The organism is Neosynechococcus sphagnicola sy1 (assembly GCF_000775285.1).
Lineage (GTDB): Bacteria > Cyanobacteriota > Cyanobacteriia > Neosynechococcales > Neosynechococcaceae > Neosynechococcus > Neosynechococcus sphagnicola.
In genome coordinates, this window is sequence record NZ_JJML01000018.1 from 1 (window position 1) to 19,410 (window position 19,410).

General features: G+C 53.8%; 17 protein-coding genes and 4 pseudogenes. 12 read left to right on the plus strand and 9 right to left on the minus strand.

Going from position 1 to position 19,410, the window contains the following annotated elements:
* The 3 genes and pseudogenes from DO97_RS09340 to DO97_RS09350 all read right to left on the minus strand — a co-directional run.
* A pseudogene (locus tag DO97_RS09340) lies at positions 1-217 on the minus strand (adenylate/guanylate cyclase domain-containing protein); the annotation flags it as partial.
* Between the two features lie 399 nt (positions 218-616).
* A complete protein-coding gene (locus DO97_RS09345) occupies positions 617-862 on the minus strand; it encodes a ferredoxin-thioredoxin reductase variable chain (protein ID WP_036532798.1) in 246 nt (81 codons plus the stop codon).
* A 74-nt stretch (positions 863-936) separates the two neighbouring features.
* Complete coding sequence (locus DO97_RS09350) at positions 937-2,940, minus strand: protein phosphatase 2C domain-containing protein (protein ID WP_081980693.1); 2,004 nt, start codon at positions 2,938-2,940, stop codon at positions 937-939.
* A gap of 377 nt (positions 2,941-3,317) precedes the next feature.
* On the opposite strand from DO97_RS09350, the gene DO97_RS09355 reads away from it, so the two are divergent.
* The 4 genes and pseudogenes from DO97_RS09355 to DO97_RS09370 all read left to right on the plus strand — a co-directional run bounded on the left by DO97_RS09355 (position 3,318) and on the right by DO97_RS09370 (position 6,750).
* Positions 3,318-3,755 carry an NfeD family protein gene (locus DO97_RS09355; protein ID WP_036532800.1) on the plus strand — a complete coding sequence of 146 codons (438 nt, stop codon included), beginning with the start codon at positions 3,318-3,320 and terminating at the stop codon, positions 3,753-3,755.
* A gap of 112 nt (positions 3,756-3,867) precedes the next feature.
* Positions 3,868-4,800: an SPFH domain-containing protein gene (locus DO97_RS09360; protein WP_036532803.1), complete on the plus strand. Its 933-nt coding sequence runs from the start codon at positions 3,868-3,870 to the stop codon at positions 4,798-4,800.
* 237 nt (positions 4,801-5,037) lie between these two features.
* Positions 5,038-5,142, plus strand: a complete 105-nt coding sequence (gene petM, locus DO97_RS09365; protein ID WP_036532805.1) for a cytochrome b6-f complex subunit PetM — start codon at positions 5,038-5,040, stop codon at positions 5,140-5,142.
* Positions 5,139-6,750 (plus strand): annotated as a pseudogene (locus DO97_RS09370) (DUF2079 domain-containing protein). The gene petM and the pseudogene DO97_RS09370 overlap by 4 nt, the downstream one beginning before the upstream one ends.
* 7 nt (positions 6,751-6,757) lie before the next feature.
* Here the strand turns inward: DO97_RS09370 and DO97_RS09375 are convergent.
* On the minus strand, positions 6,758-7,201 hold the full coding sequence (locus DO97_RS09375; RefSeq protein WP_036532809.1) for a secondary thiamine-phosphate synthase enzyme YjbQ: 444 nt from the start codon (positions 7,199-7,201) through the stop codon (positions 6,758-6,760).
* 27 nt (positions 7,202-7,228) lie between these two features.
* Between DO97_RS09375 and rnc the strand changes: the two genes are divergently transcribed.
* Positions 7,229-7,909, plus strand: a complete 681-nt coding sequence (gene rnc, locus DO97_RS09380) for a ribonuclease III (protein WP_036532811.1) — start codon at positions 7,229-7,231, stop codon at positions 7,907-7,909.
* Between the two features lie 23 nt (positions 7,910-7,932).
* Here the strand turns inward: rnc and upp are convergent.
* Positions 7,933-8,587: pseudogene (gene upp / locus DO97_RS09385) on the minus strand (uracil phosphoribosyltransferase).
* Positions 8,588-8,741: 154 nt separating this feature from the next.
* Between upp and DO97_RS26270 the strand changes: the two are divergent.
* The 3 genes from DO97_RS26270 to DO97_RS09395 all read left to right on the plus strand — a co-directional run bounded on the left by DO97_RS26270 (position 8,742) and on the right by DO97_RS09395 (position 11,922).
* The gene (locus tag DO97_RS26270; protein ID WP_239651604.1) at positions 8,742-9,104 is read left to right on the plus strand and encodes a hypothetical protein; all 363 of its coding nucleotides are present in this window, start codon (positions 8,742-8,744) and stop codon (positions 9,102-9,104) included.
* Entirely contained in the window at positions 9,028-9,687 is a 660-nt protein-coding gene (locus DO97_RS09390; protein WP_239651610.1) for a DUF4349 domain-containing protein, read from the plus strand. The genes DO97_RS26270 and DO97_RS09390 overlap by 77 nt, the downstream gene beginning before the upstream one ends.
* Positions 9,688-9,834: 147 nt before the next feature.
* Complete coding sequence (locus DO97_RS09395; RefSeq protein ID WP_036532813.1) at positions 9,835-11,922, plus strand: M3 family metallopeptidase; 2,088 nt, start codon at positions 9,835-9,837, stop codon at positions 11,920-11,922.
* A 28-nt stretch (positions 11,923-11,950) separates the two neighbouring features.
* Here the strand turns inward: DO97_RS09395 and DO97_RS09400 are convergent, their stop codons facing one another.
* Together DO97_RS09400 and DO97_RS09405 are read right to left on the minus strand one after the other, a co-directional pair.
* The gene (locus DO97_RS09400; RefSeq protein WP_036532815.1) at positions 11,951-12,385 is read right to left on the minus strand and encodes a DUF4079 domain-containing protein; all 435 of its coding nucleotides are present in this window, start codon (positions 12,383-12,385) and stop codon (positions 11,951-11,953) included.
* Positions 12,386-12,631: 246 nt separating this feature from the next.
* The gene (locus tag DO97_RS09405) at positions 12,632-13,012 is read right to left on the minus strand and encodes a DUF1830 domain-containing protein (RefSeq protein ID WP_036532819.1); all 381 of its coding nucleotides are present in this window, start codon (positions 13,010-13,012) and stop codon (positions 12,632-12,634) included.
* 489 nt (positions 13,013-13,501) lie between these two features.
* Here DO97_RS09405 and DO97_RS09410 point away from each other — a divergent pair, with 489 nt between their 5' ends.
* From DO97_RS09410 to DO97_RS09420, 4 genes are read left to right on the plus strand one after another with little or no spacing between them, the layout of a single operon-like run.
* Positions 13,502-15,082, plus strand: coding sequence for a photosystem II high light acclimation radical SAM protein (locus DO97_RS09410; protein WP_036532822.1), 1,581 nt, complete (start codon positions 13,502-13,504; stop codon positions 15,080-15,082).
* Between the two features lie 6 nt (positions 15,083-15,088).
* Positions 15,089-16,504, plus strand: coding sequence for a DICT sensory domain-containing protein (locus DO97_RS09415; RefSeq protein WP_052128572.1), 1,416 nt, complete (start codon positions 15,089-15,091; stop codon positions 16,502-16,504).
* Complete coding sequence (locus DO97_RS26275; protein ID WP_239651605.1) at positions 16,501-16,620, plus strand: pentapeptide repeat-containing protein; 120 nt, start codon at positions 16,501-16,503, stop codon at positions 16,618-16,620. The genes DO97_RS09415 and DO97_RS26275 overlap by 4 nt, the downstream gene beginning before the upstream one ends.
* Before the next feature lie 59 nt (positions 16,621-16,679).
* Positions 16,680-17,150 carry a pentapeptide repeat-containing protein gene (locus DO97_RS09420; protein ID WP_239651606.1) on the plus strand — a complete coding sequence of 157 codons (471 nt, stop codon included), beginning with the start codon at positions 16,680-16,682 and terminating at the stop codon, positions 17,148-17,150.
* 161 nt (positions 17,151-17,311) lie between these two features.
* On the opposite strand, the pseudogene DO97_RS09425 reads toward DO97_RS09420, so the two are convergent.
* Both DO97_RS09425 and DO97_RS09430 read right to left on the minus strand, forming a co-directional pair.
* Positions 17,312-18,860 (minus strand): annotated as a pseudogene (locus DO97_RS09425) (cation:proton antiporter).
* A gap of 15 nt (positions 18,861-18,875) precedes the next feature.
* Positions 18,876-19,115, minus strand: a complete 240-nt coding sequence (locus DO97_RS09430; protein WP_036532824.1) for a hypothetical protein — start codon at positions 19,113-19,115, stop codon at positions 18,876-18,878.
* Positions 19,116-19,410: the final 295 nt, after the last annotated feature.

Consider the following 19,410-nt stretch of genomic DNA (forward strand, 5'->3'; position numbering starts at 1 on the left):
TGTCATCCCAAGCCGAATAATCGGTGGAAGTCACTTGGAGGGTCTCCAGCTCATTTTGCAAAGCTTCCAATGTCCGGATGACATTCAGCCGCATTTCCTGCTCCTCAACCTGTTGATAACGATTGAGAACAATGGCAAATGAGGTGGCATAGAGCACGGCTGTTAAGCTCATCAGTGCTCCGCCAACAATCAGAAGTGTCTTCTGACGCAGCTTCACAGAATTGACACCTTAGGGGAATGAATTAACCTGATTTTTAAAGTGATTATCCATTAATTCAACGTTAGTTTGGCAGGCAGCTCCGCAAATGAGGCGGAACTTCACACCAGCTTTAAATAACAAGGTGAAAAGGCGACGATGCCGTGGAAATACGCAGCCTTAAAGCTGCGGAAACCTGAGGAAAAGCCATAGGAATTGTAGTAAAGCGCCACGAATTTATGGCCAAAAAAACAAATACTTGGGGCACCAGCACTACCGCAAATGGGTCAATGCAACCCAAGTTGTCATGGCGAATCTAGCCGGACAAAAACACGGGGTGAGGAGGTGCTAGTTAGGAGGGTTCCATCAGCGAACGGCTTAGCGCTTCCTCTGCCAATGCTGCCTGACAAGTACTTTAACTTAGGGCAACGTCTCTAACTCGCTGGCTTGGAAATGCCCCTTAAACTTGGGATAAAATTTCACCTGGTACGGTAAATTGGCACTGACAGGTCTCCCTTCCCATTCCTGAACTACCGCTTCCACCGTCCCCTCTAGACCCAGCACATCGAAGGGTTGATTGCGATGTTCTGGGTGATGGTAAACAACAACAGACTTCTTGACACGGACGCGCGTCCCTACCGGAAAAGCTTCAGCATCGTCACTCATAACCTTCAGGCTCTCTCCAAGGCAGCCTGCAACCCAAAAGGGTGCAGGAAATTTTTAGATATTCCAACAATTTTTTATCTTTGCATAGAAGCTGCCGTAAAATTCATGCTGCCAGCTCCAGCTATCTGTTTGAGAAAGGCAGGAACTTTAGACCGGGGGGATGAAAACCTCTGACGCAGGGGGTCGGATGGCTCCGGATGATTGGCCGCCAGTTGCCACCAGCCGATCAAGCCAACTACACTGCCAAGGACTAAGAGCGCTAAGAGCCGGAAGCTGCTGTTCCAGGTTGTCACCAGGGATCGAACTCTGCGAGGGGGTAAACCTGTGAGTTTCACCGCACCCCTATCCGTTGGAACAAGTATGTCTGTCCCCCAAGGCTTTGCCTCTCCTGCGGCAGGTGGGGGTGTCATGCTGGGTGAGGGAGGGGAATGGTTGGCAGAGGAAAAAACGGGGTCAGAAGTAGCCCGCCTACTAGAGGATAGGCTCACCCGCAGCAATACAGCCGAGATATTGTCGTGGCCATTTTTCTGGTTGGCTAAGGTGACTAAACGGGTCATGGCAGTTTCCAGGCTGATCTGATCTTTGAGGACGGGGCTCAAGTATTCAACTCCAAACTGCTCGACCAGATCATCCTCACTCAGACCATCGGAACAGAGGAGCAACAACCCTTCTTCCTCCAGAATGAAACGTTGGAGGCAAGGGCGGAGGAATTCAGCATCTTGCAGCCCCAGAACCTGGGTGAGTTCACCTGCCTCGGGGTGATCGAGGGCTTGACGGTAGGTACCTTGCCCCCATCGCACTGCCTGCACTGCTTGATCATCATCAACGGTTAACCGTTGACAGTTTTCAGGGGTAATCCAGTAACAGCGGCTATCTCCAATATTGATCAGATAGAGTTCATGGGAGTTCTCAATGCCGAGGCTGGGTATTTTCTGTGGCAGTTGCAAGGCCATCAACAGGGTCGTGCCCATGCGTTGTTGAGCCTGTCGTTGCTGGGCATCATTCTGAGCCGCAATGAGATTGTTTACTACCCGCACGATTGCCTCTAACTGCTCCATCACCAGTTCAGGCCGCAGCAGGTCAGGCTGGGCTGCCATCTCAGTTAAGAATGCCCGCACCTGAGGTTTGAGCGCCTGCATTGCCAGAAAGCTGGCAACCTCACCCCGTTCATGGCCTCCGACGCCATCACACACCAGCGCCAGGTGGGGGGTCAGATCCGTTCCTTTGAGTTGCCAGGACTGCCCTCCTGAACGGGACAGTGTCTCTGGGTAGCAACAATCTTCATTATGGGAGCAGTGGCGGCCTGTATCCGTAATGCCCACCACCTCTAAGTGGAGTGGCAATTGAGATGCTTGCTGGATCAACAGTCGGTTGAGGGAGGTACTGAGGGTTTCCAGGGACAGATCGGGATCTTGAAGTTTCCAGGAGAGAGGGGATAAGACTGCTGATGTCATTCCCTCTGGGAAGAGTCCCCGCAGCCATGTACTAGCAAGATCTGATAATCCTAGAGGCACTCCTTGATCTGGGAATAATTCTCGCAGGCGCACCCTCCACCCCTCGACGCGGACATTCTCTAGGTCAAGTAGGCTAGCCGTGACGCCCTGGCGACGTAGGGGGAGCCACAGTTGGAGCACTTGCCAGAGCCAGTATAGCTGCCGTGTTGGGGTGCCCAATTTCCAGGCACTGGCGATCGCTGGATAGAGCTGGCCCTTGGGGGTAATGGGGACATTTTCCAGCAACAACACTGAAGTCTCTCCGACCTGATAACCACCATAGACTTCCGGGACGTGCAGTTGCTGGGGGTAGAGGTAGAGATAGGGCAGCCAAGTCTGGGGTAGGGGTTGGGGCACCTGGGGCGCGATCGCAGGTTGGGTATCGAGCCAGATACGCGGAGCCACAACAGCGTAGCGATCGCCTACCAGTTCCCCGGCAGGTAACTTCGGGACTTCCCCCACGACCCAGAGATAGCGGTAGATCAGGGGGGATTGACAACCCTGGCACATCAGTTGACCTAAGGCATTCAAGGGGCTGGGGCAGACCGAATTCGGACAGTACATCAGCGGTTGAGAACTGCTCATGAGGTCAAACAGAAGGAAATAAAACAGAATTTGGGGCTGATGGCAAAACTCAGATCCACTGGGTCAAACTACGATGGTCATTGGCGTAGTGGCTCCTCGGTCGCTAGACTCACCTCCGGTGATCGTTCCCTCACTTGATCGGCTGTAATTCAGAGGCACTCCGCCTCAACCCATTACCCAGCATCAAGCAGAGGGTGTTCCCAGGAAGACACGGTCTTGAGGCTAAAATAGAACCGCTATCAATCGCTTTCTTGCTGTTGCCAGCAGTCTACTGGTTGTCATGCCAGTTCACAACACCATAGCAGTGGGAATCCGCGGTGTTGGCATTCTAATGAACCGAAACCTTGACTGGATGCGTCCACTTAAAGAATGTCGATATGACCCTTACCCCAGCGATTCTGTGGTTTTTCATAGGTGCCAGCCTCTGTTTACTGGAACTCCTGTTCCCCACTGCCTATGTTGCCTTTGTGATGGGGCTGAGTGCGTTGGCTGTGGGGCTGATTGCCTTAGTGCTCCCTCAGATATCGCTCCAGATTGGGCTGTGGATGGCTGGAGCAACTGCTTTGATTTTTCTGATGCCGCGATGGTTGCCAAAATCCCAGGGCAGAGTGATCCAAGAAGAGACGGCGGGGAAGACCCTTACTGCTATCCAACCTGGACAGGTGGGTCGAGTGCTTTACGAAGGAAATTCCTGGCAGGCGCTCTGTGAAGATCCCAAGTTGGCGATCGCCGCTGATCAGAAGGTCTACGTCCTCCGGAGAGAGGGAACCACCCTGATTGTCTTGCCCGAACACTTGCTCCATGCTGAAGGGTGATGAGGTAGTATCGCCAGTTCTATATTTAGTTCAGCATTTAGTTCAGCTATTCAATTGCAGTGTTCTAACTTGACAAGTTGAGAATTACCCATGGGACAGTTCGTTTTTTCTAGTGGTGTTTGCGGCGTTTGGCTTCTGGCGTTCTGTGAAAGTCATTAACCAGGGAGATGAAGCCTTGGTGCAAAGTTGGGGGCGTTACAAGCGGACGCTGAGTGCCGGTCTCAATGTCGTCAACCCCCTGACCGAAAGCGTAGTTTACCGGGAAACGATTCGCGAGAAAGTGCTGGATATTCCGCCCCAGCAGTGCATCACCCGCGATAACGTCTCGATCGCCGTCGATGCCGTGATCTACTGGCGAATTGTGGACATGGCGAAAGCCTTTTACAAAGTGGAAAATCTGCGACTGGCCATGGTCAACTTGATCCTTACCCAAGTTCGAGCTGAAATGGGCAAACTGGAATTGGATGAAACCTTCACCGCTCGTTCTCAAATTAATGAAACCCTGCTGCAAGAACTGGATGTGTCCACTGATCCCTGGGGCGTGAAGGTGACGCGGGTTGAACTGCGGGACATTGTGCCCTCCAAAGCGGTGCAGGAATCGATGGAACTCCAAATGTCAGCGGAACGGCGTAAGCGAGCGGCGATTTTGACCTCAGAAGGGGAACGGGAATCGGCGGTCAACTCGGCTCGTGGTAGGGCTGAGTCTCAGGTACTGGATGCGGAAGCTCGTCAAAAAGCGGCGATCCTGGATGCAGAAGGGCAACAAAAAGCCCTGATCCTCAAAGCGCAGGCGGAACGCCAAGAACGGGTACTGAAAGCTCAGGGAACGGCAGAAGCAATGGAAATTATTGCCAACATGTTGAAAGCAGATCCCAGCACCCGGGAAGCGTTACAGTTTCTGGTGGCTCAGAGCTACATTGAGATGGGACAAGTTGTGGGCAGTAGCGACAGCAGCAAAGTCCTATTCATGGACCCCCGGAGCCTTCCAGCGACCCTGGAAGGGATGCGATCCCTGGTCAGTGATGCCAGCAAAGTCGAGGACTGAGGCCGTAAGCGAATCGGCATTCATTTTTCCAAGCTGATCACCTTGCTGCAAGGATTCCACGCCTAGTCATCTGTGGTTTGGATGCGCAACACCTTAACCCCTGCCCAAAGGTTGGCCCTGAGGCTAACCGATGAGACTGCCCAACCGCGGATTGGGTGATCAGCCCCTTCCGGGAGTCTGATAAAATACTCCCTGCACCTTGCATCTAGACGCAAAATAATCTGGAGTCCCCCAACCATGAGCCCTGAATTTGTCAATGCTGCGGTTTTGTCTTTTAGCCTGATTCTCGTGGGCTTGGGAATGGGCTTTGTGCTGCTGAAGATTCAGGGTGGCGAAGATTGAAGCTAGGGCTGCCTCGGGTGGTCACGGTTGTAGCCAGTCTCTTTTTCGTTATTGCCTTAACCCTGACCCTACATCGGTACTTTACCTTCTATGCTTCCTACGATCAGGGAATCTTTAATCAGGTTTTCTGGAATGGGCTCCATGGGCGGTTTTTTCAAAGTTCTCTTTCCTCAGCGCTCTCGACCAATGTGGTGCAGGCGGGGGGAGTATCCAGATGTCTCCTATCATCGGCTCGGGCAGCACTTTACCCCGGCGCTGCTACTTTGGTTGCCGATTTACGCCCTGTTTCCCTCACCTGTCACCTTGACGGTGATTCAGGTAACCCTGATTACGGCGGCGGGAATTGTCTTGTATGCCTTGGCTCGGCATTATTTGCAGCCTCCCCTGGCCAGTCTGATCACCGTCAGCTTTTATGGTGCCAATGCGGTCGTCGGCCCGACTCTGGCAAACTTCCATGACAGTTGCCAGACCCCCCTGTTTGTTTTTAGCCTGCTGTTGGCCCTCGAAAAACGGAGGTGGGGATGGTTCACCCTGATGGCAGTGCTGATTCCCCTGGTAAGGGAAGATGCTGGCATTATTCTCTTTAGTATTGGCTTTTATCTAGTGGTGAGTCGGCGCTATCCCCGGATTGGCTTGCTCCTCTGCATCCTCAGCTTTGCCTATATGATGGTGCTGACCAATTTGATTATGCCGCTGTTCTCCGCCGATATTTCCCGGCGGTTTATGCTGGAACGCTTTGGTCAATATGCCACCGGAGAGGAAGCCTCTACCCTCGATATTTTGCGGGGGATGCTGAGTCAACCCTGGCGGTTGGTGGTGGAGTTGGTGACCCCTTTTGACCGCACCGCCCGTTATTTGCTTGGGCAATGGCTTCCCTTAGCCTTTGTTCCAGCGATTGCGCCAGCCTCCTGGCTGGTGGCCGGGTTTCCCCTACTGAAACTGCTGTTGGGTCGAGGTGATTCGGTTCTAGCCATTAATATCCGCTATGCCCTGACGGTGGTTCCGGGCCTATTCTACGGCGCAATTCTTTGGTGGTCGCAGCATCCGCGATTTTGGACGCCCTGGTTTCGTCGTTTCTGGATAGGCTGCATTGGTTTGTCCCTGGCATTCACCCTAACTTCTAATCCCAATCGCACCCTCTATTTTCTGGTGCCCGATGCCCTCGACCCCTGGGTGTATGTTTCCCTGCCTCGGCAGTGGCAACATGTGGAACAGTTGCGCCCCTTGTTGAGCCAAATTCCTCCGCAGGCTAGCGTTGCCGCCACGACCTATCTGGTGCCCCATCTCTCCAGTCGGCGGGAGATTCTGCGGTTTCCCGATCTGCTGCAACTCCGTAATGATGTCGGAGCAGTGGTGAGTGTGGACTATATCGTGGCCGATCTCTGGCAAATGCAGCAGTATGAGGCAGCTTTTAAGGGCGATCGCCAAACCTTGAAATCCAGTATTGAGCGGATTGATCAACTGACCCAAACTCATGCCTATGGGATTATTGGCTGTCGGGACGGGGTGATCTTGCTACAACGAGGAGTGCCCTCCAATCCCGAAGCCCTCGCTGCATGGTTAGCCTTTCGCCAAACCGTGGCTCCGCTCCTGCAAAAACCGATCTAGGACTCACCTAGTCCGGCTCCCCCATTAACTGTACTGAGACGGTGCGCTGGCGGGGGCCATCGAGTTCCACCAATAGGACTGACTGCCAGGTTCCCAGCGCCAACTTGCCGTCAACAATCGGTACGACTTCACTGGTACTCAGCAGCATTGCCATCAAGTGGGCATGGGCATTCATGGGTTCATCCTCCAGCACCGTTCGCAGATGTAGATCATTGTGCAAGTAGGGAGCCGCCGCAGGGACTAATTTTTGCAGGAAGGTCTGAATATCGCTGCATAGCCGCACTTCAGATTCATTGATCACCAGCGCCGTGGTGGTGTGGCGAGAGCAGATGAGGGCCTGACCCTGACGGATCGCTGTGGTGGCTATCCAGTCTCGAATCTGGGGGGTGAGGTCAAAGATTCCCATGGGGGCATTGGTGGTGATTTCAAAGATCCGATACAGAATAGTCATGGCTCTGAGCTTGTTACGATCGCGATTATGTCTACCATCTTGAATCTGCCCCCCTTTCGAGATCAATCCCTCTATCAACGGGCATTAACCCACAGCTCTTACCACAATGAACATCCCGAGGCGGGCGGCGACAATGAGCGCCTAGAATTTTTGGGTGATGCCCTCCTCACCTTTCTCAGCGGCGAATATTTATATCAACAGTTCCCCCAGCACTCCGAAGGGGAGCTAACCCAACTGCGGGCAGCCTTGGTGGATGAACGGCAACTTGCGGTCTTTGCCGGCGCTCTCAACCTCGGAGCCTCTCTCCGCTTGGGCAAGGGCACCGATCACCCCCAGAGTCGCACCAACCCCAATCTCCTCAGCAGTGGGTTTGAAGCCTTAATGGGTGCCTATTTCCTGGACTGTGGTTCTGATATCAATCCAGTACGGGAGTACATCACCCCATTTTTTCAATACTTTCTAGCCGACTTGGCTGCCCCAGTGCCGCCCACCAACTACAAAGGACGACTGCAAGAATGGGCACAGAACCATTTCGGGCAACCGCCCCAGTATCTGCTTGTGGATGAATTAGGGCCGGATCATGCCAAGCAATTTGTTGTGCGGGTGCAAATTGCCGATCAAGCCTATGAATTGGGGCAGGGACGGAAAAAACAGGAGGCGGAAAAGGATGCTGCCAGAAATACCCTAGCAGCCCTGGGACTGATCTAGGGTGGGGTGTTAGATTCAGTTGCTCAGGTGCCAAAGGTGCGATCGCCCGCATCTCCCAACCCCGGCACAATAAAACCCATGATGATTGAGGCTTTCATCAATGCCTGCGGTGTAGATATTTAAGCTTGGATAGGCAGCACTCAGCTGTTGCAGTGCCCGGGGGAGCCGCAACGACGGTAATCATCCGAATCAGGGCTGGATCGGCCCCCCGCTGGGTGAGTTCTGCCATCACGGCCATAATTGTGCCCCCCGTTGCCAGCATTGGTTCACAAATCAACACCCGAGTTTCCGGGGCAAATCGTTCGGGGAGTTTATTCAAGTAGCAGCTGGCTACCAGAGTCTCCTCATTCCGTACCATGCCAATATGGTAGATCGATGCCAGGGGCAAGAGGCTCTGTGCTCCCTCTAAGAGGGCTAGTCCTGCTCGCAAAATTGGGATCACCGCCACCGGGGTTTCTGGGTTGATAACCACAGCAGGACAGGGAGCCAAAGGGGTCTGTACTGTGGTTTCTAGGGTGGGTAACCACTCCCGCATCGCCTCGTAGGTCAACCACCGACCCAGTTCCGACATGGCACTGCGAAACAGTACATAGTGGGTGTCCTGGTCACGAGCCACTGCCAGCCAGTGCTGAATCAAGGGGTCGGGGGGGAACAGTAAACACGCAGTTGCGGAGGCATGGGGCACCGAGAACCATACAGGGTGCAATATATCACATCAAGATTCCATGGCCGCTGCGGTTTATGCAGACAGAATCCGGTTGCGGTTTGTGCAACCGCTGACCCCCCCAAGAGTGGCATCAGACATACTAACCGTAACGAGCATTTTGGTGTTATGCACAAATCTATCCCCCGATTTTCTACGGATGTTTCCCCCCTGTTCCATGCCCTCCTCAGTGGTGCCTTACTGATTGGCTGTGCTTCAACCCCTGTGGGAAAGCAGGCAACCCTGTCAGCACCAGGAGCGGAGGGGCGAAATGCGGCGGTGATGGCAGAAGCCCCCCTGAGTGATGCCGCCGCCCTAGCTCCTCCAGCTCCAACGACTCAAGCGCTGAAACCCAAGGCCCCAACTGGTGAAAACCGCCGAGATCACCCTGGTTGTCTCGTCGATTCAGGACAGTATTCGGGCTGCCACCCAGGTTGTGAAAACCCAACAGGGGGATATTCTGGGGTTGCAAAGCCAAACTCTGCCCAATGATCCCGTGCTACCGACGGTTTCCCTGCAAATTCGCGTTCCTGCGGAACGCCTAGACGCAACCCTCGCCCAGTTAAGTCAATTAGGAACCGTGACCAATCAGCGTCTGACCGCCGAGGATGTCTCCGATCAACTGGTGGATTTTGATGCCCGCCTGCGCAATCTCCGCAAAACCGAGGAGACCCTGCTGCAAATTATGGAACGCTCCGGTTCCGTTGCTGATGTCCTCAAAGTTGCCCAAGAGCTGAGTAATACTCGGCAAGCCATTGAGCAAACCGCTGCCCAGTTGCACCGCCTCAACAGCCAGGTTGCCTACTCCAACATTACGGTGGTGATGGAAGCCTTATTACCCCTGGCTCCCAAACAGCGATCGCTGGCGGTGCAGTTACAGGAAACCTGGGATCGCGCGGTTCAATCCATGGGTAATCTCACCATCGATCTGAGTAAATTAGGGATTTGGTTGATAGCCTATACGCCCTATTGGGTGATCTTGGGTCTTGGGATTGTCTGGGGTCGTAGAACTCTGAGACGCCGCCGCATGGCAACCACCTCACCGCCGATTCCCCCCTGCCCACCAACCAACTAGGGGAGAGTCGTTACACTGGAATACAGCCCAGGCATCGATTGGCGATTCATTCACTGGGGCGCACCCCTGATTGCCGTCCCCCGCGATCGCAACTCCTTCAGGGAGTAGCCTGAGGCTGGAAACCCTGTAATTCTAATCACCCCGACAATGACAGAAAACCCGCTGCTGATTGGTCAAGGACTTCCCCCCTTTGATGCCCTACGTTCTGAAGATGTAGAACCGGGAATAACGACCTTGCTGGCAGAGTTGGAAGCCATCCTCACCCACTTGGAAGCCACTCTCACCCCTACTTGGACTGGACTGGTGGAACCCTTGGATCGGATTCGAGAGCGCCTGACCTGGAGCTGGGGCATGGTTAGTCACTTGATGGGCGTTAAGAACAGCCCGGAACTCCGGACTGCCTTCGAAACCGTTCAACCCCAAGTGGTGCAGTTCTTGAATCGGTTGAGCCAAAGCCAACCCATCTACGAAGCCTTCAAAGCCCTGCGGCACAGTCCTACTTGGGGGAGCCTGGATCAGGCCCAACAGCGAATTGTCACCTCAGCCCTGCAAGATGCTGAATTATCGGGGGTGGGACTCAGCGGCACGTCCAGGGAACGGTTTAATGCCATTGAGCTAGCCCTGGCCGAACTGGCAACGCAATTTTCCAATCATGTCCTGGATGCCACCAAAGCCTTTAGCCTCACCTTGACCGATCCGACGGAGGTGGAGGGTTTGCCCCCTAGTCTCCTAAGCTTGGCAGCCCAGGCAGCTCGTGCCGCTGGTGTAGAAGGAGCGACGGCTGAATCCGGCCCGTGGCGGATTACCCTGGATTTTCCTAGCTTTGGTCCCTTCATGCAGCACAGTACCCGCCGGGAACTGCGGGAAACTCTCTATCGTGCCTTCATTCGACGGGCGGCAGATGGGGAGTTCGATAATCATCTCCTGATTGAGCAAATTTTGCGCTTACGACTGGAAAAGGCCAACTTACTCGGGTTTCAGAGCTTTGCCGAACTGAGTCTGGCGCGGAAAATGGCTCCCGATGTTGATGCCGTTGCAGCCTTGCTGGCAGAGCTACAAGCCACTAGTTTTCCGGCGGCCACCCAGGAATTTATCGACCTACAAAGATTTGCAGCGGCTCAGGGAGCCCCTGAAGCCGCCCATCTCCAGCACTGGGATCTGAGTTTTTGGTCAGAACGACAGCGAGAGGCCCGTTTTGCCTTCAATGCTGAAGAACTGCGACCCTATTTCCCCCTGCCTCAGGTGCTTGATGGGTTATTCCAGTTGGCACAGCGTCTGTTCGGGGTGACGATTACCGCTGCCGATGGTGAGGCTCCCGTTTGGCATGCCGATGTCCGCTATTTCCAAATTGCCACTGAGTTGGGGGAAAAAATTGCTCACTTTTATCTCGACCCCTACAGTCGCCCTGCGGAAAAACGCGGCGGGGCTTGGATGGATGAGTGCCTGGGGCGAGCCAAGATTACCCACAACGGCACCTCCCAAACCCGTCTGCCCGTTGCTTACCTGGTGTGTAACCAAAGTCCCCCCGTGGATGGACAACCCAGCTTGATGACCTTCCGAGATGTCGAAACCCTGTTCCATGAATTTGGCCATGGCCTGCAACACATGCTCACCCAGGTGGACTACAGTGCGGCGGCGGGAATCAATAATGTCGAGTGGGATGCCGTCGAGTTGCCTAGCCAGTTCATGGAAAATTGGTGCTATGACCGGGCGACCCTGCTAAAAATGGGACGACATTACGCAACCGGAGAGCTATTACCAACCCACTATTACGAAAAACTGTTGGCCGCTCGCAACTACATGAGCGGCTCGGCGATGCTGAGACAGCTTTATTTTAGTACCTTAGATCTGGAGCTCCATCACCGCTATCAGCCCGGTGGGTCTGAAACCGTGACAGCAGTGCGCGATCGCGTCGCTCGCACCACCACAATTTTGCCCCCACTACCGGAAGATGCCTTTCTCTGCTCCTTTGGGCATATTTTTGCTGGCGGTTATGCCGCCGGATACTACAGTTACAAATGGGCTGAAGTTTTGAGTGCTGATGCCTTTGCGGCCTTTGAAGAAGTCGGCTTGGACAATGAACCAGCGATCGCCGCCACTGGACGCCGATTTCGAGAAACAGTGCTATCCCTGGGCGGTAGTCGCCATCCCATGGAGGTCTTCAAAGCCTTTCGAGGGCGAGAACCGAGCACAAAAGCGCTACTGCGCCACAGTGGGCTGCTCCAGGTTGCCTAACCAAACACAAGCACTGGACTCGGGAGGTCTACGGCAAGTATTTCTGTACCACCTCCCACCCGGTCAAGGTCACCAGTATCAGTCCGATGGCGAGTATCACATTGGTACTGATGTGGAGGGGACGAGCCCAGGGCGATCGCAAGATCTGGGTGGCGCTGCCCGCAGACAATAATACTAAACTGACCACTCCCAATCCCGCCGCCAAGTGCCAAGAGTGGCCGAGGGTGCCGTAGTGGCCGAGGGTGCCGACAATGCCCACGGTCAATAACAGTAGCACCAGACTGACTAAACCAATGCCTAGACTCCAATGGAGAGGACGCAACCAGTCTGGGCGGAGCCGTTGACTGCGACGGCCATAGAACATCCAAAGACCCGTGGCCGCCAACAAACCGTAGCTGAGGAGCGACAGTCCCATCGACCAGGCAGCGATCTTCCACAACCAAAGAAAAGAAGGCAGATTCAAAGACTTGAAACCAGGAATAACGTTTTCTTCATTATCCTCAGATTCAGCCCCCTGAAGCTGCCCTGCACCTAGGGTAAAGCAGATATGCTCAATTAAACGTTGTGTTTCTTAATGAATTTCTCAGACAGATACAATGCCGCTTGGCAGTGAAAAGTGGGGTTGTTTTTCCTCAATGAAATGATCGCGTTTGTTATCGTTGCAATGGATTAAATTGTTTTGAGCCATGAATTGCGGATAACTGTCCACTCAATCGATAGCGGTTAAAACAGTTGCTGTCTTAGGTTTGAGAGACGGATCATTGGCACCAGGCAGTTGTTCTCCTGCTGGTATGCCATCGAAGGTGGCTTCGGTTTCCAGAGAGGCGTTCAACTCATCGTACATACACAGGCGATCGCAGGGTATCGTATCAGACAAAATAGAGCTTGCCATCATCCCTGAATGGATTTCTAACTGAGCATCAGGGGCTGCTTCAAATACCAGTCGCTGCCCTGGAAACACCACCCGCTCAAAGTACCAGTTGACAACATTGGTAATCCGAACGACTTGAATTTTGTTGGTGGCATTCACATAGCAGCAGAGGAGCTGACCAGCATCACTGGAAGGGAGGGGGTCAAGGACTTGAGCCATAGCGATAGGATCTTGGCTAGCAAAATCAGGAAATTACCCCTGCAAGATAACACTCCCTGATCCCCACCAGCTGTAAACCCGATTACTAACTGAAAATGCTTTTGAAAAAATTATCTCAATTGCCATTGATCCCGCAACCGATCTATGGTCAGGCTCCCCTGACAGGATTTAGTTTGTAGCAAACATTTTTTGGCATCGGGACTGAATTACAGATCAGAAAATATGGGAACTCAAGCGTTGGCTGGATCGACGAAAAATCCCCGGAGTTGATTGCGGATGGGTCATTACCGTTCATTCAGTGGCTGGTAGAGACTTAAAATTCAGGGATTGAAATTGTCGTGATCTCTGAAGGCTGCTGATCACAGCAATTTCCTCGGCATTGTGAGGATAATCTGAGACCGGGGGCAATGGGACAAGCAAAATCGATGCTATCGTAAAGTTATATAACAAGCATCCTCAGCAAACACCTAAATCAGCCGGGGCTTCAATATGGCCGACCCGCGTATTCTTTACATCCGCCTTCCCTGCAACCCCATTTTTCCGATTGGGGTTGTGTACTTGGCCGATCATGTCCATAAGCTCTTCCCCAGCATTGAGCAACGCATCTTTGATTTAGGAACGGTTCCCCCCTTAGATTTTGCGCTGGCTTTGGATGCCTGCATCGATCAGTTTCGCCCCACCCTGTTGGTGTTTTCCTGGCGAGATATTCAAATCTACGCGCCGGTTGGGGGGCGGGGGGGCAATCCCCTGCAATATGCCTTTGAATTTTTCTATGCGCGGAATCCGCTGATCCGATTGCGAGGAGCCCTGGGGGGGGTGCGGGTTACCCAAGCCTATTATGCAGAGCTGTGGCGTAACCTGGGCTTAATTCGCCGGGGGCTGCGACGAGCGGGGCGGTATAGCTCCCAGGTGCGCGCCATCGTCGGGGGCGGTGCCGTTAGTGTCTTCTATGAGCAATTGGGGCAGAAACTCCCGCGGGGAACCATTGTCTCGGTGGGGGAGGGCGAGGCGTTGATCGAGAAGTTGTTGCGCGGAGAGGATTTTCGTGATCAACGCTGCTATGTTGCCGGAGAAGGTAGCCCCCGCGATCGCCTGATTCATGAACCCCCCACCCCGATTGAGAAGACGGCTTGTAATTACGATTACATCCCCCAGATCTGGCCGGAGTTTGAGTATTATTTGCAGGCACAGGATTTTTATGTCGGGGTACAGACCAAGCGGGGTTGTCCCCATAACTGCTGCTACTGCATCTACACCGTGATTGAGGGCAAGCAGGTACGGATTAATCCGGCGGATGAGGTGGTGGCTGAGATGCGCCAGCTCTATGACCGGGGGATTCGTAATTTCTGGTTTACCGATGCCCAATTTATTCCAGCTCGGAAATACATCGATGATGCTGTGGAACTGCTCCAGAAAGTCCTGGCTGCTGGGATGACGGATATCCACTGGGCTGCTTACATTCGAGCCGACAACCTGACGCCCCAGTTGTGCGACCTGATGGTCAAAACCGGGATGAACTATTTTGAGATTGGGATTACCAGTGGGTCTCAGGAACTAGTGCGAAAAATGCGCATGGGTTATAACCTCCGCACCGTACTCGAAAATTGTCGGGACTTAAAAGCGGCTGGATTCAATGATCTGGTGTCGGTGAATTATTCCTTTAATGTCATTGATGAACGTCCGGAAACAATTCGGCAGACGATTGCCTACCATCGAGCCTTAGAAGCGATTTTTGGGGCTGATAAGGTGGAGCCTGCCATTTTCTTTATTGGCCTTCAGCCCCACACTCACCTAGAGGAATATGCTTTTCAGCAGCAAATTTTGCGGCCCGGATATGACCCCATGAGTTTGATGCCTTGGACGGCGAAGAAATTGCTGTGGAACCCGGAACCCATGGGCTCCTTCTTTGGCGAGGTCTGCCTACAAGCTTGGCAACAGAATCCCAATGACTTCGGACGGGAGGTAATGGCTATTTTAGAACAGCGGTGGGGATGTGCTGATTTAGAATCAGCCTTAACGGCGGCAATCCCTTCCTCCCCACCCAAACCACTGGTCACGGCGGCTCGTTAGGTCACTATGTTAATCGGTTCGATTCTACAACAACTCCAGGCAGCTCACCTATGCGGACAGGTGGGCACCCGGCCTCTGAATTTTGGAGTCTACTACAAAAATACCCTGGTGGCTCTCTGCCATGCCTTGGAAGATGCGATTCTAGCGTCAGCAACGGCTCCCCTGGTGATTACGGCCTTTCAGCGGGGAAAGTGGTATTTAGAAGAGGCCGATCGCTATGGGGCGATCGCCGATCACGCCAGTCAGGTGGTGATTTTGGCAACGGCAGAGTCCGGTTTCCAAGACCACCCCACCAGTCAGAGATCGAATGTCGCCCTTGTGAGTCTCGATCCTGCCGACCCCGTGGCTCAGGAGTGGCATTTAATCATTTGCTCACCCAACTACACCGCTATGGTGTTATGCCAGGAAATATCGGTAGCTGATTATGGCGCGGCAGGCTTACCTGCGAATGACTTGGAACGGAAGTTCTATGGGTTTTGGACCTTTGAGCCGAGATTGGTGCAGGAGACCGTCGCCCTGGCGATCGCCCATGTGGGGCCGTATCGCCCTGACTTGCAAACCCAGTTAAACCAACAGTTGCAGGTGATGGCCGCCGCTGAGGCAACTCCTCCAAAAGGTTCCCTGGGGCTGGTGGTTTCCCGTGTGGTCGAATACCTGCAAACCAACCAACAAGCCCTACACCCGGAAACATTGGATCGGAATCTCACCGCCAATGAGCTGCAAGCCCTGCTAAGATTGGCTCAGATTATTGATCAAAGCGATCTGCAAAATCCCAACGCCGCCGCAGAGGTGGCCTCCTTGGCAGAGGCCATGGGGCAACTCCTCGATCTGCCCGCTTGGCAGTTGCACCGCTTACGACTGGCAGGACTCCTCCATCGGCTGGTGTTTCTGGAGCCAGAGAACTTTGGAGCCTCAACAGGCCCATCCCCCCTGGAGACTCCCCTGGTCTGTCCCCTGCATCCCGGTGCCCAAGTCTTACGCACCATGAACCGACTCCGGGCGATCGCCACCATCATCACCCATTTCACTGAACATTGGGATGGTTCGGGTTTACCTGGGGGTTTAGTTGGGGAGGCGATTCCCTTAGAGTCTCGGATTCTGGGCTTGGTCGCTGCCTTTCAGCAACGACTGACCCACCCCTCCCCTGCCCCCGGACACCCCACCGTCCTCACTACCGATCACAATCTGACGCAGGCCTTGCAGAGGTGTCAGGCCGAGCGCGGTGGTCATTGGGAACCCCTCCTGGTTGATACCCTGGAAGTCCTGGTCTATGCCATCAAACAAGGGCTGACCCTGCCCGTGGCGCTACCGAAGATAGCGGCTGGTATGTGGTTACTGGACTCCCGTTCTCAGGAATCGCTCTGGGCCATCCCCCCGGAAACTCAACCGCTGTCGGTGCCCGAAGGAGGGTCGGAATCATGACCATACCGCAACTCTACCCCGGTGCTCAACTCCCCGGTGCCCTCCTCGAAGACGTTGATCTCTCGGGTCAAGATGGGTCAGGTAGTAACTTGGCGGGGGTCAATTTTGAGGGGTAGCAATTCTGGATGGGGCGAAGCTGACCCAGGCACATCTAGAGGGCGCAAATCTCCTCGGGGTGCAGGCCATTGGCGCTGATCTGCGTGCCCATCTCCTGGGAGCTAACTTAATCCAGGCCAACTTAACTGAAGCGGATTTACGGGGTAGCAACTTGCGGGGGGCAAATCTAATGCAGGTGAGGATGCCCCGTTCCACCCTGGCAACCGCCATCTTGAGTGGGGCTAACCTCACGGGGGGCAATTTTCAGGGGGTGGATCTCCGGGGGGCTGATCTGCGAGGGGCGAACTTGCAGGGGGCAGATCTGCGCAGCACCAATCTCAACCAAGCCCTCCTCCAAGGTGCTGATCTGCGGGGAGCCAACTTGGAAGAAGCCGATCTCTGGGGCGCAGACCTCACGGGAGCCAATCTCCAAGGTGCAAACCTGCTGTGTACAGAGTTAGGATCGGCCATTCTCACGGGGTCAGATTGTCGGGGTGCTTGTTTGACCGGAACCGTGCTGGATTGGGGAGCTGTTGACCCTTCCCAATGAAGCCTAGACGACTGGGGCTGGATTGCTACGTCTGAAGCCTTAACGGGTGAGAAGGGAGAGAAGTCCCATATATATCGGGGCGCTGGCTTGTCACCCGCTTACTATTATTGTTCTACAACAGCAGTAAGCGGGTGGCCCGTCAACCTATCTGATGACACGCCCTAGTTAGCTTCCCGGAGAACTTCAGCTAGTAGGGGAGAAAGTTCCTGCTTGAGCAGACCTAGACGGACAAACTCTGCATAGGTATCCGATTCAATCGCTTGAATTTCCTGACTCAGTTTTTCAACGGCAAAAGCCTGTAGTTCCGGCTCTTCGTGGAGCAGCTTCTGACTTTCTGACTGCAAATTGCGGAGTTGCGCCTCCACCAAGTCAATCTGATAGCGATAAAACTCCAGTGAAATGCCAGGTCGCTGTTGCAGGGTTTGTAAGCGCTCCAGAACTCGCCCCAACGCCACCTGTCGAGCGAGAATTTCTAGGAAGTGTTGCCGCAGGGGTTGATCACCCAAGAGATTCAAGCGTTGTAAAAGCCATTTCATGGTCAGCCCCTCCACCAACAGGGTGAATAGAACGACGCCGAATAGGGTGGCAATGATTTCATCTCGCTGGGCGATCGCGACGGGAATACTCAGGGCCAAGGCAATCGTCACCCCACCCCGAAGCCCCCCCCGACCAGACTGCCAACTGGATCTTCCAGTCAATGTCAGACTTCACCAGCCAGTTGCTGATGGCACTGAGACTAAACACCGCCAGCAGTCGCGTCAAGAGCACGGCACCAATGGTGACGGCAATCAGAGGGAAGTTTTCCAACAACACCGAGAAGCGAATCTGATTGCCAATTAATAGAAAGACAATGGAGTTGACAAAAAAGGCGATGAATTCCCAAAACTCAGCGACGATCAAGCGGGTACGGGGACTCATGCCAATGCGAGAGCCAAAGTTCCCCAAAATCACCCCAGCTGTCACCACCCCAATGACGCCAGACCCACCGAGTTCTTCGGTTATCAGGTAAGTGCCATAGGCAGCCACCAAGGTCAGAGATTGCTCCACCAACGGCAGGTCAAATCGCTGGGTAAAGTAGGAAATCCCAAACCCAACCAACACCCCAACCGCAATCCCCAATCCAACAAACACGCCAAACCGGGCAACGGTTTCCTGGAGAGAAAATTCCTGTACCCCCAAGGGAATGCCCACCAGGAGGGTAAAGGCCACCACTGCTACCCCATCATTGAATAAGCTTTCGCCGTCCACCAGGGTTTTCAGTCGCTTCGGTGCTCCCAATTCCTTAAAGAGTGCTACGACCGCAACCGGATCGGTTGCGGCAAGGCAGGCCCCCACGACCAAGGCAATTGGCAGCGCCATCCCCATTCCCCAGTGAAGGGTAAAGGCCACCCCCAAAATGGTAATCACGACCCCAGCCACCGCCAACAGTGAGATCGGAAATAAATCGCGCTTCAAATCCGACCAGTCAAGATTCCAAGCCGCTTCAAACAGTAAGGGCGGCAGGAAAATGGACAAAATCAGCTCGGGGTACAACTCCACCAGATGGATATCCAGTAAAGCTAGACCCAAGCCGACAATCACGAGCAACAAGGTGTAGGGAATTTGGCGAACCCACGAGATCACCTGTGGCAGAGTGGCAACAGTCAGAGAAACTGAAGTCACCAGAAGGAACTGCTCTAATGCTTCCTCAATTGCTGCCCCTTCTGTCATCGTCCGCACACGCTGTTACGACCAGTCATAGTCCAGTTCACCCTTAGCAATTTTATCCAGTACGAAGGTTCGGTAAAGCCCTAACTCATCCACCGAAACCTTGCCATCAGACCGCGCCGCAGTCATAAAGGCAGTAACCTCAGCCTGGGAGATTTTACCATCGGCGATCGCCCACTCAAGCATTGCTTGCAGTTTTTTTAAGTCTTGGAGGGTTTCGGGGGAGGGTTCTTTGGCATGGGGACGGGAAACTTCCATAATAATGCCCTGCTTAACCTCAGTAGCTACAGCCTAGGCTGTAATAAAAGCATCTGTCAATTCCGCCGGAGGGCTAAAAACTTATACCTGCGGTTACCCCATCGGAAAAGCTTGATGGTAGTATCATCGCAAGCACTCTGGGAGGACTTTATATCCTCCCAGACAGGAGCTACTTGAAGACGTTGCCATCCCTCAATTCCGAATCAGTCTCCAGAGTTGCCTAGGAATAGGGGGGGGCATAACTCTTATAGAGTATCTCTGTCAAGTGTTAGCAAATTACACGCTTGAGATCCGT

Coding starts and splice junctions, on each gene's coding strand:
- DO97_RS26270 (WP_239651604.1), top strand. CDS start 8,742: ATGCACAAATCTATCCCCCGATTTTCTACGGATGTTTCCCCCCTGTTC.
- DO97_RS09405 (WP_036532819.1), bottom strand. CDS start 13,012: ATGGCTCAAGTCCTTGACCCCCTCCCTTCCAGTGATGCTGGTCAGCTC.
- petM (WP_036532805.1), top strand. CDS start 5,038: ATGAGCCCTGAATTTGTCAATGCTGCGGTTTTGTCTTTTAGCCTGATT.
- DO97_RS09350 (WP_081980693.1), bottom strand. CDS start 2,940: ATGAGCAGTTCTCAACCGCTGATGTACTGTCCGAATTCGGTCTGCCCC.
- DO97_RS09395 (WP_036532813.1), top strand. CDS start 9,835: ATGACAGAAAACCCGCTGCTGATTGGTCAAGGACTTCCCCCCTTTGAT.
- DO97_RS09415 (WP_052128572.1), top strand. CDS start 15,089: ATGTTAATCGGTTCGATTCTACAACAACTCCAGGCAGCTCACCTATGC.
- DO97_RS26275 (WP_239651605.1), top strand. CDS start 16,501: ATGACCATACCGCAACTCTACCCCGGTGCTCAACTCCCCGGTGCCCTC.
- DO97_RS09375 (WP_036532809.1), bottom strand. CDS start 7,201: ATGACTATTCTGTATCGGATCTTTGAAATCACCACCAATGCCCCCATG.
- DO97_RS09345 (WP_036532798.1), bottom strand. CDS start 862: ATGAGTGACGATGCTGAAGCTTTTCCGGTAGGGACGCGCGTCCGTGTC.
- DO97_RS09410 (WP_036532822.1), top strand. CDS start 13,502: ATGGCCGACCCGCGTATTCTTTACATCCGCCTTCCCTGCAACCCCATT.
- DO97_RS09430 (WP_036532824.1), bottom strand. CDS start 19,115: ATGGAAGTTTCCCGTCCCCATGCCAAAGAACCCTCCCCCGAAACCCTC.
- DO97_RS09355 (WP_036532800.1), top strand. CDS start 3,318: ATGACCCTTACCCCAGCGATTCTGTGGTTTTTCATAGGTGCCAGCCTC.
- rnc (WP_036532811.1), top strand. CDS start 7,229: ATGTCTACCATCTTGAATCTGCCCCCCTTTCGAGATCAATCCCTCTAT.